We start from the raw sequence: 16,527 nt of genomic DNA on the forward strand, positions 1-16,527 counted from the left end.
CGGATAAGGCATCTGGGACATGGAGCAGCCAGGGCTGTCAAAAGTCGGCACCAGCACGGACGCCGGGCTGGTGCTGGACCTGCGCCGGCTCGACGCCGGAATGCTGGGCTTGGCGGGTGGCAAGGCAGCCAACCTTGGAGAGCTGTTGTCCGCAGGGTTGCCGGTCCCGGAGGGTTTCTGCCTCACTACCGCTGCATACCGGCAGGCAACCGGCGCCCCCGACTCCCTGCCTCCCGCGCTGGCCGGGGTTTATGCCACCCTGGGGGACGCCGCCCGGTCCGGCGTTACGGAACCGCATGACGTGGCAGGGCTGGCTGAAACAGCCCGTGCCGCGATCCTGGCACTTCCGCTTCCGGCGGCGGTTTCCCGCGAGGTGGGACAGGCGTACGCGGCCCTGGGACCCGATGTTCCGGTAGCGGTCAGGTCCTCGGCCACCGCAGAAGACCTGCCATTCGCCAGCTTCGCCGGGCAGCAGGACACCTACCTCAACGTCGTCGGAGTGCCTGCCCTGCTTGAGGCCGTCCGCAACTGCTGGGCGTCGCTGTGGACGGACCGGGCAACCGCCTACCGGGCAAGCCTGGGGATCGATCCGGCCGGCGTTGCGCTCGCGGTGGTGGTCCAGCGGATGGTGGACGCGGACGCTGCCGGCGTCATGTTCACGGCGAACCCCCTGACCGGCCGCAGGCGGCAGATCGTTATCGATGCCAGTCCCGGCCTGGGCGAGGCCGTCGTCTCAGGCGCCGTCAATCCGGACCACTTCGTGGTGGACGCCCTGACCGGAAGGGTCCTGGAACGGAAACTGGGAGATAAGGGCGTGGCGGTACGCCCCCTTCCCGGTGGCGGGACGCAAACCCTGAAGGTTCCCGCAACCAGCAATGCTGCCTGCCTGACGGACAGCCAACTGGCTGGACTGGCGCGCCTTGGCCTCGAGGCCGAGGATCATTTCGGCGCCCCGCAGGACACCGAGTGGGCCATCGACCGTACCGGGGCCCTGTGGCTCACCCAGTCCAGGCCGATCACCACCCTCTACCCCGTCCCGGAGAGCAACGGTGCCGCGGGCAGGGTCCCCCACGGCAGCCCCGCCGCAAGCGGTACCAGGGCGTATCTCTGTTTCAGCCTGGCCCAGGGGCTTACCCGCCCGCTGACGCCCATGGGCCTTGCGGCGCTGCGGCTCGTCGCCTCCTCCATCGCCCAGGCTGCAGGCTTCCCTGTTCCGGACCCCCGTGGCGGACCGTCGCCCTATGCCGAGGCCGGGCAGCGGATCTACGTCGACTTCACCACTCCCATCCGCAGCACCGTGGGCCGGCGCCTTGTACCCCGCGTCTTCGACATCATGGAGGCCCGGACAGCAACGGTCATGCGGCAACTGTTCGACGATCCCGCCTTTTCGGTGACCACGAGGACGCCTTTCGGGCTGCTGCATCACATCGTTCCCGTCGCAGCCCGCGCCAAGGTTCCCGCCACGCTTCTCCGGGCGCTGGTCCGGCCCCGGGCAGCGCTCCGGCGGCTGGACCGCTTCACGCGCGACTTCGAGGCATCCCTGGGCTCCGAAGACGGTGCCGGCGCGCCGGCACGCCTTGACCACGCCGAATCCCTCCTTGGGCAGCGCCTGTTCCCGATTGTTCCGGCAATTCTTCCCCTTCCCGCCCTGGGGTTCGCCATGCTCGGCGTTGCGGGAAGACTGCTGGGTGGCAATGCCTGGGCTGAGCTGCAGCCCGTGATCCGTGGCCTGCCCAACAACATCACCACCGAAATGGACCTGGAGCTGTGGCACCTTGCCAAGGAAATCCGGGAAGACGTTCAATCACGAACCGAACTCATGGCCGGCGATCCCACCGTCCTGGCAGCCGCGTACCAGGCCGGACAGCTGCCCGCACGCCTCGATGCGGGCCTCACCCGGTTCCTGGACGAGTACGGCCACCGGGCAGTGGGCGAAATCGACGTTGGACTGCCGCGATGGTCCGAAGAGCCGGCACACATCCTGGGCATCCTCGCCAATTACCTCAGGCTCGAGGACCCGGCCCTGGCGCCTGACGCACAGTTCAGCAAGGCCGTGGAGGACGCGGAAACGCAGGTGGACCGGCTCGTTGCCCGCGCCGCCGCCCGCGGCAGGATCCGGGGAAGGCTGGTGCGTGCCGCGCTGCACAGGGCACGGCTGTTCGCCGGCCTGCGCGAGCTGCCAAAGTACCAGCTGGTGACCGGCCTCGGGGAAGTCCGCCGGCAACTGCTGCTGGTGGGCGGGGAGCTGGCCCGGGCGGGCGTCATCGAACAGCAGGACGACGTGTTCTTCCTGGACCTGGTTGAAACCAGGCAGGCCTTGTCCGTGGACGCCGACGGCGGAGCGCCCGTCCAGGACTTTCGCGCACTCGTGGCCGGCCGCCGCGAGGATTACGCCCAGGAGCTCAGGCGCCGCCATATTCCCCGGGTTCTGCTCTCGGATGGAACCGAACCCGAAGCGGTGCGCACCGCCGTCGGCGTCACCATGGAAGGAATGCTGACAGGCAGCGCAGCCTCGGCAGGAACAGTGACCGCTGCCGCGCGCGTCATCCTGGATCCCGTGGGAGCCCGGCTTGAGCCGGGCGAAATCCTGGTTGCCCCTTCCACGGACCCCGGCTGGACGCCGCTGTTCCTCACTGCGGGCGGGCTGGTGATGGAAATGGGCGGAGCCAATTCCCACGGCGCAGTTGTGGCCAGGGAGTACGGGATACCTGCGGTGGTCGGAGTCGCGGACGCTACCGGGCTGATCAGGACCGGCCAACAAATAACGGTCGACGGCGGTGCGGGCACCGTAGTGCCGGAACGGCCCGGCCGGCAGCAGGATGGGGGCGCTGCGGGTGACACCGATCCACCTGCACCGGCGTAGTCTTTACCTATGGGCTCCAACACGCTGGATTCCAGCGGACCGTCGCAACGAAACAGCACAATGAACCGCCGGGCATGGCTGCGGTGGCTGCCCGCCGTCGCGGCTCCGCTGGCGATCGCTGCGGGCGCGTTGGCCGGCTCCCTTCCGGCCGGTGCCAGCAACCCACTTCCGGCCAAGACGCCGGCGCAGGTCCTGGAGTTGGCGGCAAGCCACCAGGTGCACACGTTCTCAGGGACAGTGGAGCAGTCCGCCGACCTGGGGCTTCCGGAGCTGCCCGCCACCGGGAAACCATCCGGTCCCGCGGCCGCGGGGAGTGCCGCATCCGTGATTGAGCTGCTGTCCGGCAAGCACACCGCGCGCGTCTACCTGGACGGCAAGGACAACGCCCGCGTGCAGGTGATGGACCAACTGGCTGAACGTGACGTGGTCCGCCACGGCAGCGACGTCTGGGTCTATTCGTCGAAGGACAACACAGCCGCACACTTGACCCTGCCGGAGCATGCCCAGGATCCATCCCGGGCGAAGGACCATCAGTGGGCAGGTGGGATGCCGACGCCAGGCGACCTGGCACAACGCTTCCTGTCCAAGGTTGAACCGACCACGGCCGTTTCGGTGGGGCCGGACGTTTCCGTCGCAGGACGGGCTGCCTACAACCTGCTGATTGAGCCGCGCACCGACGCGACCCTGGTGGGTAAGGTGGCCATCGCCGTCGACGGTGAAAACGGCATGCCCCTGTCCGTGCAGGTGACCGCACGCGGAGCGGACACCCCGGCGTTCCGTTCCGGGTTCACCAGCCTTTCGCTGGAGGCTCCTGACCAGTCCGTCTTCACCTTTACCCCGCCTCCGGGCAGCACGGTCAAGGAACTTCCCGTTCCGGACAAGCCCCATGAGCCCGCAGACATGCACAGCCCCGACGGCATGCATCCCGGTGCCACTAAAGACGTTTCCGTAACCGGCGCCGGATGGGAGACCGTGGTGGGCACGGCGCGTGGGTCTGCTGCCGCTGCCGAGTCGCTGCTGCAGGACCCGCTGCTGTCCCAGGCCGCCGTTGCCGTCCCCGGCGGCCGGCTGCTCTCCACCGCCCTGCTCAACGTCCTGGTCACGGACGACGGCCGGATCTTCGCAGGAATGGTGCCGCCGGAGCGGCTGCAGGCCGCAGCAGCAGCGGCCCAATAAGTGTTGGGTGGACGGGGGAGTGTTGGCCGGACGGGGGCCGGCCCGGTGAGCGCGGGGTTGGCGATCGAGACCCGGGGACTCAGCAAGCACTTTGGTCGGCAGGCCGCCGTCGACAGCGTGGACCTGGCCGTCCCGCACGGGAGTGTCTTCGGCTTCCTGGGGCCCAACGGCTCCGGCAAGACCACCACCATCCGGATGCTGCTCGGCCTGGCGGCCGCATCCGCGGGGACGGTTCACCTGCTGGGCCAGGAGATGCCCGGCAAGCTCCATAATGTGTTGCCGCGCGTGGGCGCCCTGGTGGAAGGCCCCGCCTTCTACCCTTTTCTGTCCGGCGCCGCCAACCTGCACCGGCTCGACGCCGCGGGCCCGCACACCGTGCCCGCCACACGCAAAGCGAGGGTGCAGCGGGCGCTGGAGCGCGTGGGCCTGGAGCACGCCGCCGGCAAACGGGTGCACGCGTACTCCCTGGGCATGAAGCAGCGGCTGGGCATCGCCAACGCCTTGCTGTCGCCACGGGACCTGCTGGTACTGGACGAACCCACCAACGGGCTGGACCCGCAGGGGACGCGGGAAGTCCGGAACCTGGTGCGGTCGCTGGCGCATGAGGGCACCACCGTTTTCGTGTCCAGCCACCTGCTGGCCGAGGTGGACCAGATGTGCACCCACGCTGCCGTCATGAGCGCAGGAAAGCTCGTGGCACAGGGGCCCCTGGCTGAGCTGCGGCAGGCCGGCAGCACCCGGCTCCGGCTGGTAACGCCCGACGGCGGTGCGGCCCGGCAGGTCCTGGCGCGGCTGGGGCTGGTACCGGAACCTGGACACGCTGAACCCCGACAAGCTGAACCCGGACCCACTGAACCCCGACAAGCTGAACCCGGACCCACTGAACCCCGACCCGCTCAACCCGCGCGGGCGCGGCCGGACGGCGAGACGATCGTTGCGGCCATGGCGGATGGTGCCCAGCCGCCCGCGGTGCTTCCCGAGGACGTCGTGGCGCACCTGGTCCAGGCCGGCGTCCGGGTCCGGGGATTCGCCGTCGAGCGTGAAAGCCTTGAGGACCGCTTTGTTGCCCTCACGGGGGAAGGATTCGACGTTGCCCAGTAGTGTTCCCGCGGATCTACCGGAGGCTGCCGGAACAGCCCGGCCGGCCGCAGTGCCGCGCAGTTCCGGGCTGTCCCTGTTGGGGTCGGAGCTCAAGGTCCTGTTCGGGCGCCGGCGGACCTGGGCGCTGCTCCTGGCGCTCGCTGCCATTCCGGTCCTGATTGCCGTTGCCGTGAAGGTCTCTTCCGCGGTCCCGCCCGGGCGGGGACCCGCCTTCCTTGACCGGATCACCCAGAACGGCCTGTTTGTGGCCTTCACCGCCATGCTGGTTTCCGTGCCGCTGTTCATGCCGCTCGCGGTAGGTGTGGTGGCGGGGGATACGATCGCCGGGGAGGCGAACCTGGGCACCCTCCGGTACCTGTTGGTGGCACCGGCCGGGCGGGTCAGGCTCCTCCTGGTCAAGTACGCGGGCGCGCTGGCCTTCTGCATCGTGGCCCCGTTGACCGTCGGTCTTGCCGGCGCTGCCATTGGCGCGGCACTTTTCCCGGTGGGTCCCGTGACACTGTTGTCCGGCGGGGTGGTCCAGCCGTCCGAAGCTGCCCTGCGCATCGTGCTGATCGCTGCCTACCTGGCGGTGTCACTCGCCGGCCTTTCGGCGATCGGGCTTTTCCTGTCCACGCTGACAGTGGTGCCGGTGGGAGCGATGGCCGCCACCGTGGTGGTCTCGGTGGTCTCGCAGGTCCTTGACCAGCTTCCGCAGCTGGAGTGGCTGCACCCCTGGCTCTTCAGCCACTACTGGCTTGGTTTCGGTGACATGTTGCGCCAGCCGTTAGTGTGGGATTCCTTTGCCAGCAATGCGCTCCTGCAGGCCGGGTATGTGGCAGTGTTCGGGGCGCTCGCCTATGGCCGGTTCGTCACCAAGGACATCCTGAGCTGAGGCAGTCAAGCAATCTATCCGTGGAAGTCAACCGCACCGTTCAACCGCACAATTCATCCGTGCCGCCTAGTAGCGGGCCGCGTAGGGATAGAGGTCCATCCCCACCATGGAGCTGATGGTGGAAACGGTGATGCCTTCCTGCGGGTTGAGTGCCTGCACCACCTGGCCATTCCCGAGGTAGATGGCCACGTGGTAGAAGTTCGGTGCCGACCCCCAGACCAGCAGGTCGCCGCGACGGGCCTGCGAAATGGGGACGTGGACCGGCGCGGCGGCATATTGCTGTGAAGCTGTGCGGGGGAGGTACTTGCCGGCTGCGGCGAAGGCGTTCTGCACCAGCCCGGAGCAGTCAAAGCCGTAGGGACCGGTACCGCCCCACTGGTAGAAGTACGGCGCGCCCACCTTTCCCAAAGCGACGGTGATGGCTGCCTCGTAGGTGCCCGAGCCGGTGGCAGGGGCAGGCGCCGGTGCAGGTGCCGGCGCAGCGGGTGCGGGTGCCGGTGCAGCGGGTGCGGGTGCGGGTGCTGGTGCTGGTGCGGCAGGGGCGGGTGCGGGGGCAACCGGAGCAGGAACGGGGGCGGGTGCAGCCGGGGCAGGCGCAGGGGCGGCGGGGGCGGGAGCAGCCGGGGCAGGCGCTGCCGGGGCCAGTTCCTGCCCGCGGCTGTTCTGGTTCGCTGCCTGGTTCGCTGTCTGGCCAGCTGCCTGATTCTGTGCTGCCTGGTTTTGGGCGGTGTTTTGCGCAGCTTTTTCCTGGGCGGCCTTGTCTGCGGCGGCGGACAGGGCGGCAAGCCGCGCCTCTTCACGCTGCCGTTCCAGGGCATCCACGCGGGCCGATTCAAGGGCCACAGTGGTGTTGCGGAGCTGCGCCAACTGGTCCACCAGGATGGTCCGCTGCGCTTTCGCGTCGGCCACGGCCTTGGCCTGCGCGGCATTGGCCTGTTCCGCCTGGGACTTCCGTTGTTCAGCGGTCTTCGCTGCGTCGTCTGCGGCTTTGGTGGCGTCGTCGGCAGCTGCCGTCAGGGACCGGTAGGCGGTGGCCGCGGTGTCCGCCGCTTCGAAGGCCCGGCTGCGGCTGGCCGAGAGGGCCTCGAGCGTGGCTGCCTGCTGCAGGCTCTCGCTGCCGCTGGCAATGGTTCCGAGGGTCGGGTTCAGGCCGCCGTTGCGGTACAGGTCCCCGGCAAGCTGCCCAACCTGCTTCCGGGTCTTGTCCTGCTGTTCACGGGCGGACGAGGCTTTGGCTGATGCAACGGATGCCGCTTCGGTCCTTTGCTGCAGCTCCACCAGTGCCTCGCTGTACGAGTTGTTGGCCTGCATGGCCACGGCAAAGGCTGCCTGCTGGGCTGCGGACGCGTCGGCAAGGATGCGCTCGATGGCGCCGACCTGGTCCGCCGTGGCGGCCTCACTGGCCTTAGCCGCGGCAATGTCCTCCGGCGAAGGGATGTCAGGCGACGCCGGAACGGCCAGTGGAGCGGACGGCGCCGGTACAGCGGCTGCCGGCGTTGCCGCGGATGCAAAAAGGACGACGGCGGCGCACAGCACGGCCGTCCTGCGGCCGGATCCGGATAAAGCCATCTGCAGAGACCTCGCAACGTTAAGGCCGGGAGTGAGGTTCTGGATGCGGCACGACGATGCCCCTCAGCTGCCCCCAGCAGTCCGAGGTTACGTGACCCCCTGCACATTAGCAACAGCAGTCACATCAATAACATAAACCACAACAGTGTCATTAGGGGCGGTTTTTGTCCGGTGTGTCGTGGTCGGCCGGGGTCAGGCGTGCTGGTGCGCCTCATGCTCGGAGTGGCTGGCAGGTTCCAGCTGGAAGGTGCAGTGGTCGGTATCGAAGTGGGAGCCCAGGCAGGTGATGAGCTTGTCCAGCAACTGGTCGGCGCCGCGGGCATTGAGCACTCCGTCCTCCACCACGACGTGGGCAGAGAAGACGGGGACGCCGGACGTGATGGTCCAAATGTGGATGTCATGCACATCCGTCACACCGGCCACCGAAAGGATGTGCTCGCGGATCATCTGCACCTCCACCCCTTTGGGACTGGCTTCCAGGAGGACGTCCACCACATCGCGCAGCAGGCTCCACGCCCGCGGCAGGATCATCAGTGCGATCAGGACGGAGGCAATGGTGTCCGCCGCCTGGAAGCCGGTCAGCATGATCACTGCGGCCGCGATGATGACGGCCACGGAACCAAGGAGGTCGCCAAGGACTTCCAGGTAGGCGCCGCGGATGTTCAGGCTCTCATCCTGTGCCGTGCGCAGGATCACGAGCGACACCAGGTTGGCCACCGCACCGAGGACGGCGGCAAACAGCATGATGTCCGTCTGCACTTCCGGCGGCGCACCGAACCGGCGGACCGCCTCCGTGAAGATGACCACGGAGATCACGATCAGGATCAGCGCATTGGCGAGGGCGGCCAGGACCTCAGCGCGCTGGTAGCCGTACGTCCGCTGGTTGCTCGCCGGGCGGCCCGCAATCCAGGAGGCCAGGAGCGCGATGGTGACACCTGCCGCGTCCGAGAGCATATGTCCCGCATCGGCGAGCAGGGACAGCGATCCGGACAGCACAGCCCCGATGATCTGGATGACCACCACGCCAAGCGTGATTCCCAGGACGGCCACAAGGCGTTTCCGGTGCCGCCCCGTGGCGGTGATCCCATGGCTGTGGCTGTGGTCGTGTCCCATGCTTACAAGGCTAGCCCCAGCCCAGCTCATGCAGCCGGTCATCGGAAATCCCGAAGTGGTGGGCGATCTCATGCACCACCGTTACGGCCACCTCGTGGATCACATCGTCCCTGGAACCGCAGATCTCCAGGATGGGTTCGCGGAAAATGGTGATCCGGTCCGGCAGCGAACCGGCGTCCCACCAGGAATCGCGTTCCGTCAGCGGAACCCCTTCGTACAGTCCCAGCAGCACGGTGTCCGGATCTTCCCCCGGCCCCGGCACGTAGTCGTCGTCGATGAAGACGGCCACGTTGTCCATGGCCCGGGCCAGCCTGTCCGGAATGCTGTCCAGGGCATCCTGGACGGCTGCCTCGAACTCGTCAGGGGACATGGTGAATTCCGGCGGTTCGTGCGGGCCGTCGGGAATGATGGGCAGTCCCGGCGGAAGGCTGGCTGGCATACCCCGACTCTAGCGCCGAAGCGGCCGCGGGCCGCCGTGGACCCGGCTCCGCCGCCGGGTGAGCCCCACCCCCACCAGGCATACCAGCCCACCCACCAGTCCCAACGCCGAGGGGATTTCACCAAGCAGCAGCCAGGAGATGAAGACCGTGGTGCCGGGGACCAGGTATGTGGTGGCGGCCAGCTTCCCGGCGTCCACCAGTGACAATGCGTACGCCCAGGTGGTGAAGGCGATGGCGGTGGGGAACACCCCCAGATACACCAGCCCCAGCGTGGCCTGCGGCGGAGCCGCCTGCACCTCGGACACCAACTGCCCGGCGAACGGCAGGCAGCACACTGCCCCCACCACGATGCCAAACCAGGTTGCCTGCGCCGCCGGGAACTTCCGCACCACCGGCTTCTGGATGATGACGCTGACTGCGGCGAGCACCGCGGCAAGGAGGCAAAGCGCCACCCCGGCCAGTTCCGCCGTCGAACTTTCCCCCGTCCGTGGCTGTCCGGAGCCGAGGGCGATCAATGCGACGCCGGCGAAAGCCACGGTGCTGCCGATGAGCAGCCAGCGCGGGAAGCCTTCCTTGAGGAAGATGCCGGCCATGATGGCCACCAGGATGGGGTTGACGTTGATCAGCAGGGCGCTGGTGCCGGCATCAAGGATGTGCTCGGCGGCGTTCAGCGCCACGTTGTAGCCACCAAACCACATCACGCCATAGGCGAGGATGGGCAGCCATTCCCGTCCCCGCGGCAGCATCCGGCTCCTGAGCAGTTGCGGCACCACCAGGAAGGCCAGCACGACGGCGGCAATCGCCAGCCTGCCCAGGGTCAGCGGGCCGGGGGAGAAGTGGGGGCCGATGGCCCGGATGCCCACGAACGCTGAGGCCCACAGGACCACCGTGACCACCATGGCCGCCACGCCGAGGGCCTTCACGGGCTTTCCTGCTGCAGTGGCGGACGCCAGGGGTTCATGGGCGGGGCTGGTTGGCGGCATGGGACAAATGTACGGCCGGAACGGACGCCGGGCTGGCGGAAATCGGCCATGTCGGCAGCGGTGGTAACCGTGCCTGTGCCTTCCAGGGCCTACTTCGAACCGGCCCAGGCCAGCAGTTTGTCCGCCGGCCAGGTGGTGATGATCCGCTCGGCAGGCACGTTGTTGCGGGCGGCCCGCTCGGCACCGTACTGCAGGAAATCCAGCTGCCCTGGTGCGTGCGCGTCGCTGTCGATCGAGAACAGGCAGCCTGCATCCAGCGCCAACTGGATCAGCGCATCGGGCGGGTCCTGCCGTTCCGGGCGGGAATTGATCTCGACGGCCACGTTGTGCTCCGCGCACGCGGCGAACACTTCCGCGGCGTCGAATTCCGACGGCGGCCGGGTTCCGCGGGTGCCCTCCACCAGCCGCCCGGTGCAGTGGCCCAGGACGTTGGTGTGCGGGTCCTGGATGCCGCCGAGCATCCGGGCGGTCATGGTCTTCCTGTCCGCGCGCAGCTTCGAATGAACGCTCGCCACCACAATGTCCAGGCGGTCCAGCAGCCCAGGCTCCTGGTCCAGCTGGCCGGACTCCAGGATGTCCACTTCGATCCCGGTCAGCAGCCGGGTGTTCCCGCCGTTGCTGTTGATCGCTGCCACCACGTCCAGCTGGTCCAGCAGGCGCCCGGCCGACAGCCCGTTGGCGATGGTGAGGTTGGGGGAGTGGTCGGTCAATGCCAGGTACTCCCGGCCCAGCACCTCCGCTGCCGCCACCATCAGCTCAATGGGGGAGCCGCCGTCGGACCATTCGCTGTGGCTGTGCAGGTCGCCCCTCAATGCCCCACGGATTTCCGTCCCACCGGAGGCCAGCGGCTGGGCGCCCTTCTCCCGGAGGTCGGCCAGGTAGTCGGGAACCTCGCCGTCCACCGCCTGCCGGATCACCGCGTAGGTCCGGTCGCCGATGCCCTTCATGGACTTGAGCCGGCCGGTCCGGGCCCGCGTGGCTACTTCCTCAGGGCCAAGGGGGCTGATGGCCGCCGCCGCTTTGCGGAAGGCCTGGACCTTGAAGGTGGCGGCGCGTCCGCGCTCCAGCCAGAAAGCAATCTCATTGAGCGCTGCGACGGCATCCATCCGTCCATCTTGACCCGTGCGGCGGCCCAACGGCGCGGCTTTTCGCCGATTTTGGATAATTCCTGCGGAGGCCCTATAGTTTTAGAGTCCAGTTCGGAGAAACGCAAAGGACAAAGACGGAAAGCCTCGCTTGACGCCTTTTATTTTGTTCCGAACGGGTTCTGGCCCCCATCGTCTAGCGGCCTAGGACACCGCCCTTTCACGGCGGCGGCACGGGTTCGAATCCCGTTGGGGGTACGCAAGGAACTGGTCAAACAGGCAAAAAAAGTCTGGTAGGCTGGAAGCCTTGAAAAAAGCGGTAGAGATACTGTGAAAGCAAGAAACGCAAGGCCCTGTAGCGCAGTTGGTTAGCGCGCCGCCCTGTCACGGCGGAGGTCGCGGGTTCAAGTCCCGTCAGGGTCGCTCTGATTGTTGGAAGAAATTCCGGCTGTCATGGTGACTAGTCACCTAGGCTCTGTAGCTCAGTTGGTAGAGCGTTCGACTGAAAATCGAAAGGTCACCGGATCGACGCCGGTCGGAGCCACCACTGGGAAGCATCAGTTCTTCGGAACTGGTGCTTTTCTTCACTTAACCGCCATTGGCCAGCCGCTCTTCAAGTGCGTTCCGTGCCCTTGTCCAGGTGGATGGCCCCGGAGCAACTGTCCGGCGCCCGCCTCACCTCCGGCGCACCAACCGCGGCATCGACACGCAAAATCGAAACCGACACCCTTGGTCGCCTGCGCAGCCCACATTTGCGTATCGATACGGAATATGGGCGGCGCCGGCGAATGTGCGCGTCATGCTCAGGTGGGCCGGCCTTTAGGGATCGTGCGTGCCCGGCGCCACCAGGACGAGCGGCCTGCGGCGGCGTGGCCTGCGCAACAAATCGCTTGTCTTGCCAGGAAAAAATCGAGCCGCCCTGAAACATTTGATTATTGCCAAACCGATGTGGCACGCGCGCGCGTTGGCTTGCGTAAGCGCTTGCACCCTACTCGGCGGTAGCCGTTTTTGGGCTGTGAAACAGGGTTTGAACTGCATCCGGCGCCCGTTCTAGCGTGGAGCGCGGCGGAGGGAAAGCATGCTTTCCATCGGCCGCAGGGCCCCACCCAGGTCCTGATCCCCCCAGCACAACGGCGTCCCCGGCGACGCCTGAGGTGTTACCGGGCCGCGGTTGTTTTCGGGGTCATGGGCACATGCCCGTCTTCCACGAACAGTTACAACTCCGCGAGAAGAGCAAGAAATGCACAAGCACCCCCAACACCGGCTGCTGCGGTGGCGCCCTGCCGCCGCAGCACTGGCCGCAGCCGTTGCTGCCTCGGCCTTCCTGGCCGTCCCCTCTGCCCAAGCCAACGAGCCGTCGGACCCGCCGACGGTCGGGCAGCTGCCGGCCCCCACTCCCGGTTTCGCCCTCCCCACCGAGCACACGCAGGAGGCCTTCGACCCGGCGTCGGACTTCACCTCCAAGTGGACCCGCGCAGACGCCAAGCAGATCATGGCGCAGAGCGATCCCACGGTGGCTCCCGGCCAGAACTCCATGAGTCCCGACGTCACCATGCCGGAGATCCCCCAGGATTTCCCCGCCATGAATGACGACGTCTGGGTCTGGGACACCTGGTCCCTGACAGATGAAAACGCCAACCAGATCAGCTACAAGGGCTGGGACGTCATCTTCTCCCTTGTTGCCGACCGCCACGCCGGCTACGGCTTCGACCAGCGCCACTGGAACGCCCGGATCGGCTACTTCTTCCGCAAGACCAACGCCGACCCCGCCAAGGACAAGTGGAACTACGGTGGCCACCTTTTCCTGGACAACACCTCCATCGGCAACACCGAATGGTCCGGCTCCACCCGCCTCATGCAGGGCGACCACGTCAACGTCTTCTACACCGCCACCACCTTCCACGACGTGGCCGAGCGGAACGCGGGTGGCGGCGGGATCGCTCCTGACGCCGCCATCGCCAAGGCCCTGGGCAACATCCACGCTGACAAGAACGGCGTCAGCTTCGACGGCTTCGAGCACACCAAGCTGCTGGAACCGGACGGAAAGATGTACCAGACCAAGGCGCAGAACCCGGGCTTCGCGTTCCGGGACCCGTACACCTTCGCCGACCCCGCCCACCCGGGAAAGACCTTCATGGTCTTCGAAGGCAACACCGCCGGCACCCGCGGCGATTACCAGTGCAAGGGTGAGGACCTCGGCTACCAGCCGGGCGACCCCCAGGCAGAAAGCGTCGGCGACGTTCAGAACAGCGGCGCAAACTACCAGACCGCCAATGTGGGCCTGGCTGTAGCCGACAACAAGGACCTCACCAAGTGGTCCTTCCTGCCGCCGATCCTTTCGGCCAACTGCGTCAACGACCAGACGGAACGTCCGCAGATCTTCATCCAGAATGAAAACGGCAAGAACAAGTACTACCTGTACACGATCAGCCACCAGTTCACCTACGCGGCCGGCATGCGCGGCCCCGACGGCGTCTACGGCTTTGTTGGTGACGGCGTGCGCTCGGACTACCAGCCGGTGAACAACAGCGGCCTGGCCCTCGGTTCACCCACCGACCTCAACCTGCCGGCCAACAACCCAAGCGGTACCATCTCCGGGCAGCAGAACGGTCGCCAGTTCCAGGCATACTCGCACTACGTGCAGCCTGGCGGACTCGTGCAGTCGTTCATCGACAACGTCAACGGCGTGCGTGGCGGATCGCTGTCACCCACTGTCAAGATCAACTTCAGGAACGGCGTGACCCAGGTGGACCGCAGCTTCGGCCAGAACGGCCTCGGCCCGTTCGGCTACCTGCCCACCAACGTCAGGGTCGGCGGCGAAGGCCTCTACAAGTAGGACAGCCTGCAAACCTGAATAGACCGCGGCTTCTGCCGCACCGCCGCTGACACAGGCGGCACCGCTCAGGCGGGAATGTCCTTGGGGGCGTTCCCGCCTGGGTCCTTTAAGTCCAGGCCGGTCGGCGGGCCGCAGAGTTTCCAGCGCATGTGCCGCACCCTGGGGATAGGGTGGGAACAACAGAAGGGGGAGTGCCTGATGGAATACCAGAACCCACAACCCGTGGTGCCAAACCGTCCTTCCGGAAGCCCGGCTCCGGGGCCGGGCCGGACGATAATTTCCGAGACTGCCGTGGCAAAGGTGGCGGGAATCGCCGCGCGGGCGGTTCCCGGGGTCTACTCCCTGGGTTCGGGCCCGTCCCGTGCCTTGGGCGCGATCCGCGACGCCGTCGGAAGTTCTGACCACGCTGCGGGCGTCCACGCGGAAGTGGGCGAAACGCAGGTAGCTGTTGATATCACCCTGGTGGCAAGCTACGGCACACCGCTGCATGCATTGGCCAATAATGTCCGCGCCGCCGTGTACCGCGCAGTTGAGGAACTGGTAGGGCTGCAGGTCATCGAGGTGAACGTCGAGATCGCGGATGTCTACGTTCCGCCGCCGGTCAAAACAACCGCGCCGTCTGCTCCCGAACGGGAGGCGCTGCTGTGAGCCTCACGATTGCAGGCACCGCCATCGGCGCCTTCGTGGCGTTCATGTCCCTGCAGTTCGGACTGTGGGGTTTCCTCGTCTCCCTGCTCTTCATGGCAATCGGAGCGCTCCTGGGCCGTGCCGCCGAAGGGAAGCTGGACCTGCGCGGGGTGTTCGATGCCATCACCGGCCGGCGCTCGTCCTCATGAGCTCGCCCGCGCCCGTTGTGCGTGGGCAGGCGCTCAGCGGCCATAACCGGATCAGCACCCAGGCCTTGACCAGCCTCGCCAAGGCTGCTGCGGCCCAGGCGTTGGGCGTCGACGCCCAGGACGTGCGGGCGGACTGGACGGACGACGACGGCCTGTTGGCTTTGTCCCTCGTCACCCCTATCGGCGTCCCGCCGTTGCAGTCCGTGGTGGCCAACCCTGCACGGGTGGACGCACTCGGCGGGTCCATCTGGGACCGCGCCGTCAGGGCCAAGGAAAGCATCCTGGCAACGGTCTCGGAATTGAGCGGTTCCCGGCTGAGCCGCGTGGACATCCGGATCAGCGGGGCAAGGATCAGTACAGAAGGGCGGGTACGGTGAGCAGCAGCGTGGAAAACCGCCCGGTGAACAGCGGACCGCGCAGAAACAACGGACCGGACATGCGCAGGGTGGTGTACCGCGAGACCCATTCCCCGCGGGCGGTGGTGTCGGTTGTTGCCGCCGCCCTTGTGCTGGTGCTGGCCGCTTACGGCGTCCTCGAATCGGGAGTGCACGCCGTGGGCCAGCCCGCGTGGCTGATTGAGCCCCAGGTGGCGGCGCAGCGCATCGTGGATCTTCCCGCCGGAACCTCGCCGCTGCTGCTTGCCGCGATCGGCGGCGTGCTCGCCATGGTGGGGCTGATCTTCCTCCTCAGCGGCATCCTCCCGGGAAAGCGCGCCCGCCATCTGCTGGCCGGCGGACGGGAGGAAGGGCTTCCGGCGGTGGTGGTGGACGACGAAGTCATCGCCTCCTCCCTCGCCCGCCGGGCACGGCTGGCCGCCAACGTCACGCCTGAACAGGTCATGGTGATTGTCTCCCAGCGGCAGGTTCTGGTGAACGTGCGGCCCACCTCCGGTGTACCTGTGGACCCGGACAGGGTGCTTGAAGCCGTCCGCGACGAGCTGGACCAGATGCAGCTGGAACCGGCGCCTGTTCCCCGCGTCAATGTCACTCCTTCGGGGGTGATCGGAGCGTGAACAGCACACCGGCGCTGCTCAACCGCATCCTGCTCACCCTGCTGGGCCTGATCCTCCTGGGGGCGGGCGTCCTGCTGTTGCTCCTGGCGGCCGTTCCTCCGGTTGCCTCCTGGTGGCAATCCTGGTCCGCCGGGGTGTGGAGCGGCATCAACCGGCTCTTTGACGCCACCCGGTTCCCCGGCCGGCCGGAAAGCTGGCTGTGGATTGTGGTGGCACTGGCGCTGCTGGCATTGATGGGCCTCATGGTTGCCTGGATTGCCCAGCAAGGAAAGGGCCGGTCAAACCTTCTGGCCGCCGAATACGATCCCGGCGACACGCCCGGCGACGTCCGGATCGGCGGCGGGGTGGCGGAACAAGCGCTGAGGCACGCCCTCGAGGGACGGCCGGACCTGGCCGGTGCCACCGTCACCACCTACGACGTCAAGGGCTCTCCCGCGTTGAAGGTGCGTCTCCTGCCGCGCCAGGGCGTGGCACCGCACCTGCTGGCAGTGGAGGTCGCCGGGCTGCTTGACGCGATGGAAGCTGTGGTGGGCAAGGAAATTCCTGTCCTTATCCACATCGGGGCGGGCGCGCGGACCCGCTTCAGCCGGGCCGAGCGGGTCCGCTGATCCCATTGCCAACCGTAGGCTGCCGCGCCCG

The 16,527-nt window shown here is 67.3% G+C and carries 15 protein-coding genes and 3 tRNA genes; 13 read left to right on the top strand and 5 right to left on the bottom strand.

Annotation, left to right across the window (positions count from 1 at the left end; all coding sequences use genetic code 11):
- Window positions 1-19: 19 nt before the first annotated feature.
- Genes FB478_RS17485 through FB478_RS17500 form a run of 4 tightly spaced genes read left to right on the top strand, consistent with a single transcriptional unit; the run spans window position 20 to window position 6,014 of the window.
- A complete protein-coding gene (locus FB478_RS17485) occupies window positions 20-2,863 on the top strand; it encodes a PEP/pyruvate-binding domain-containing protein (RefSeq protein ID WP_144601204.1) in 2,844 nt (947 codons plus the stop codon).
- 60 nt (window positions 2,864-2,923) lie between these two features.
- Window positions 2,924-4,039: a hypothetical protein gene (locus FB478_RS17490; protein ID WP_144601247.1), complete on the top strand. Its 1,116-nt coding sequence runs from the start codon at window positions 2,924-2,926 to the stop codon at window positions 4,037-4,039.
- Between the two features lie 45 nt (window positions 4,040-4,084).
- Complete coding sequence (locus FB478_RS17495) at window positions 4,085-5,140, top strand: ABC transporter ATP-binding protein (protein ID WP_261377437.1); 1,056 nt, start codon at window positions 4,085-4,087, stop codon at window positions 5,138-5,140.
- Window positions 5,130-6,014 (top strand): ABC transporter permease, encoded by an 885-nt coding sequence (locus tag FB478_RS17500; RefSeq protein ID WP_134165196.1) that lies wholly within the window; start codon window positions 5,130-5,132, stop codon window positions 6,012-6,014. The genes FB478_RS17495 and FB478_RS17500 overlap by 11 nt, the downstream gene beginning before the upstream one ends.
- A gap of 66 nt (window positions 6,015-6,080) precedes the next feature.
- On the opposite strand, the gene FB478_RS17505 is transcribed toward FB478_RS17500, so the two are convergent.
- The 5 genes from FB478_RS17505 to FB478_RS17525 form a co-directional block, all read right to left on the bottom strand.
- The gene (locus tag FB478_RS17505) at window positions 6,081-7,583 is read right to left on the bottom strand and encodes a C40 family peptidase (protein ID WP_186447831.1); all 1,503 of its coding nucleotides are present in this window, start codon (window positions 7,581-7,583) and stop codon (window positions 6,081-6,083) included.
- Window positions 7,584-7,775: 192 nt separating this feature from the next.
- Window positions 7,776-8,696, bottom strand: a complete 921-nt coding sequence (locus FB478_RS17510; protein WP_134165195.1) for a cation diffusion facilitator family transporter — start codon at window positions 8,694-8,696, stop codon at window positions 7,776-7,778.
- 10 nt (window positions 8,697-8,706) lie between these two features.
- The gene (locus tag FB478_RS17515) at window positions 8,707-9,135 is read right to left on the bottom strand and encodes a metallopeptidase family protein (protein ID WP_018771709.1); all 429 of its coding nucleotides are present in this window, start codon (window positions 9,133-9,135) and stop codon (window positions 8,707-8,709) included.
- Between the two features lie 9 nt (window positions 9,136-9,144).
- The gene (locus FB478_RS17520) at window positions 9,145-10,119 is read right to left on the bottom strand and encodes a DMT family transporter (protein ID WP_261377438.1); all 975 of its coding nucleotides are present in this window, start codon (window positions 10,117-10,119) and stop codon (window positions 9,145-9,147) included.
- Between the two features lie 89 nt (window positions 10,120-10,208).
- Window positions 10,209-11,225, bottom strand: a complete 1,017-nt coding sequence (locus tag FB478_RS17525) for a PHP domain-containing protein (protein ID WP_018771707.1) — start codon at window positions 11,223-11,225, stop codon at window positions 10,209-10,211.
- A gap of 164 nt (window positions 11,226-11,389) precedes the next feature.
- Between FB478_RS17525 and FB478_RS17530 the strand changes: the two genes are divergently transcribed.
- From FB478_RS17530 to FB478_RS17570, 9 genes are all read left to right on the top strand, one after another.
- Window positions 11,390-11,462, top strand: a tRNA-Glu gene (locus FB478_RS17530).
- Window positions 11,463-11,553: 91 nt separating this feature from the next.
- Window positions 11,554-11,627 (top strand) — tRNA-Asp (locus tag FB478_RS17535).
- 48 nt (window positions 11,628-11,675) lie between these two features.
- Window positions 11,676-11,751: transfer RNA gene (locus tag FB478_RS17540), tRNA-Phe, on the top strand.
- Between the two features lie 693 nt (window positions 11,752-12,444).
- The gene (locus FB478_RS17545) at window positions 12,445-14,040 is read left to right on the top strand and encodes a glycoside hydrolase family 68 protein (protein WP_018771706.1); all 1,596 of its coding nucleotides are present in this window, start codon (window positions 12,445-12,447) and stop codon (window positions 14,038-14,040) included.
- Window positions 14,041-14,238: 198 nt separating this feature from the next.
- Window positions 14,239-14,688 carry an Asp23/Gls24 family envelope stress response protein gene (locus FB478_RS17550; RefSeq protein WP_026266136.1) on the top strand — a complete coding sequence of 150 codons (450 nt, stop codon included), beginning with the start codon at window positions 14,239-14,241 and terminating at the stop codon, window positions 14,686-14,688.
- Window positions 14,685-14,876, top strand: a complete 192-nt coding sequence (locus tag FB478_RS17555) for a membrane protein (RefSeq protein ID WP_018771704.1) — start codon at window positions 14,685-14,687, stop codon at window positions 14,874-14,876. Before FB478_RS17550 ends, FB478_RS17555 begins: the two co-directional genes overlap by 4 nt.
- The gene (locus FB478_RS17560) at window positions 14,873-15,253 is read left to right on the top strand and encodes a hypothetical protein (RefSeq protein WP_018771703.1); all 381 of its coding nucleotides are present in this window, start codon (window positions 14,873-14,875) and stop codon (window positions 15,251-15,253) included. Before FB478_RS17555 ends, FB478_RS17560 begins: the two co-directional genes overlap by 4 nt.
- Entirely contained in the window at window positions 15,250-15,888 is a 639-nt protein-coding gene (locus FB478_RS17565; RefSeq protein WP_018771702.1) for a hypothetical protein, read from the top strand. The genes FB478_RS17560 and FB478_RS17565 overlap by 4 nt, the downstream gene beginning before the upstream one ends.
- Window positions 15,885-16,496 carry a hypothetical protein gene (locus tag FB478_RS17570; protein WP_144601205.1) on the top strand — a complete coding sequence of 204 codons (612 nt, stop codon included), beginning with the start codon at window positions 15,885-15,887 and terminating at the stop codon, window positions 16,494-16,496. The genes FB478_RS17565 and FB478_RS17570 overlap by 4 nt, the downstream gene beginning before the upstream one ends.
- Window positions 16,497-16,527 lie beyond the last annotated feature (31 nt).

This window comes from Arthrobacter sp. AG367 (assembly GCF_007828995.1).
GTDB lineage: Bacteria > Actinomycetota > Actinomycetes > Actinomycetales > Micrococcaceae > Arthrobacter.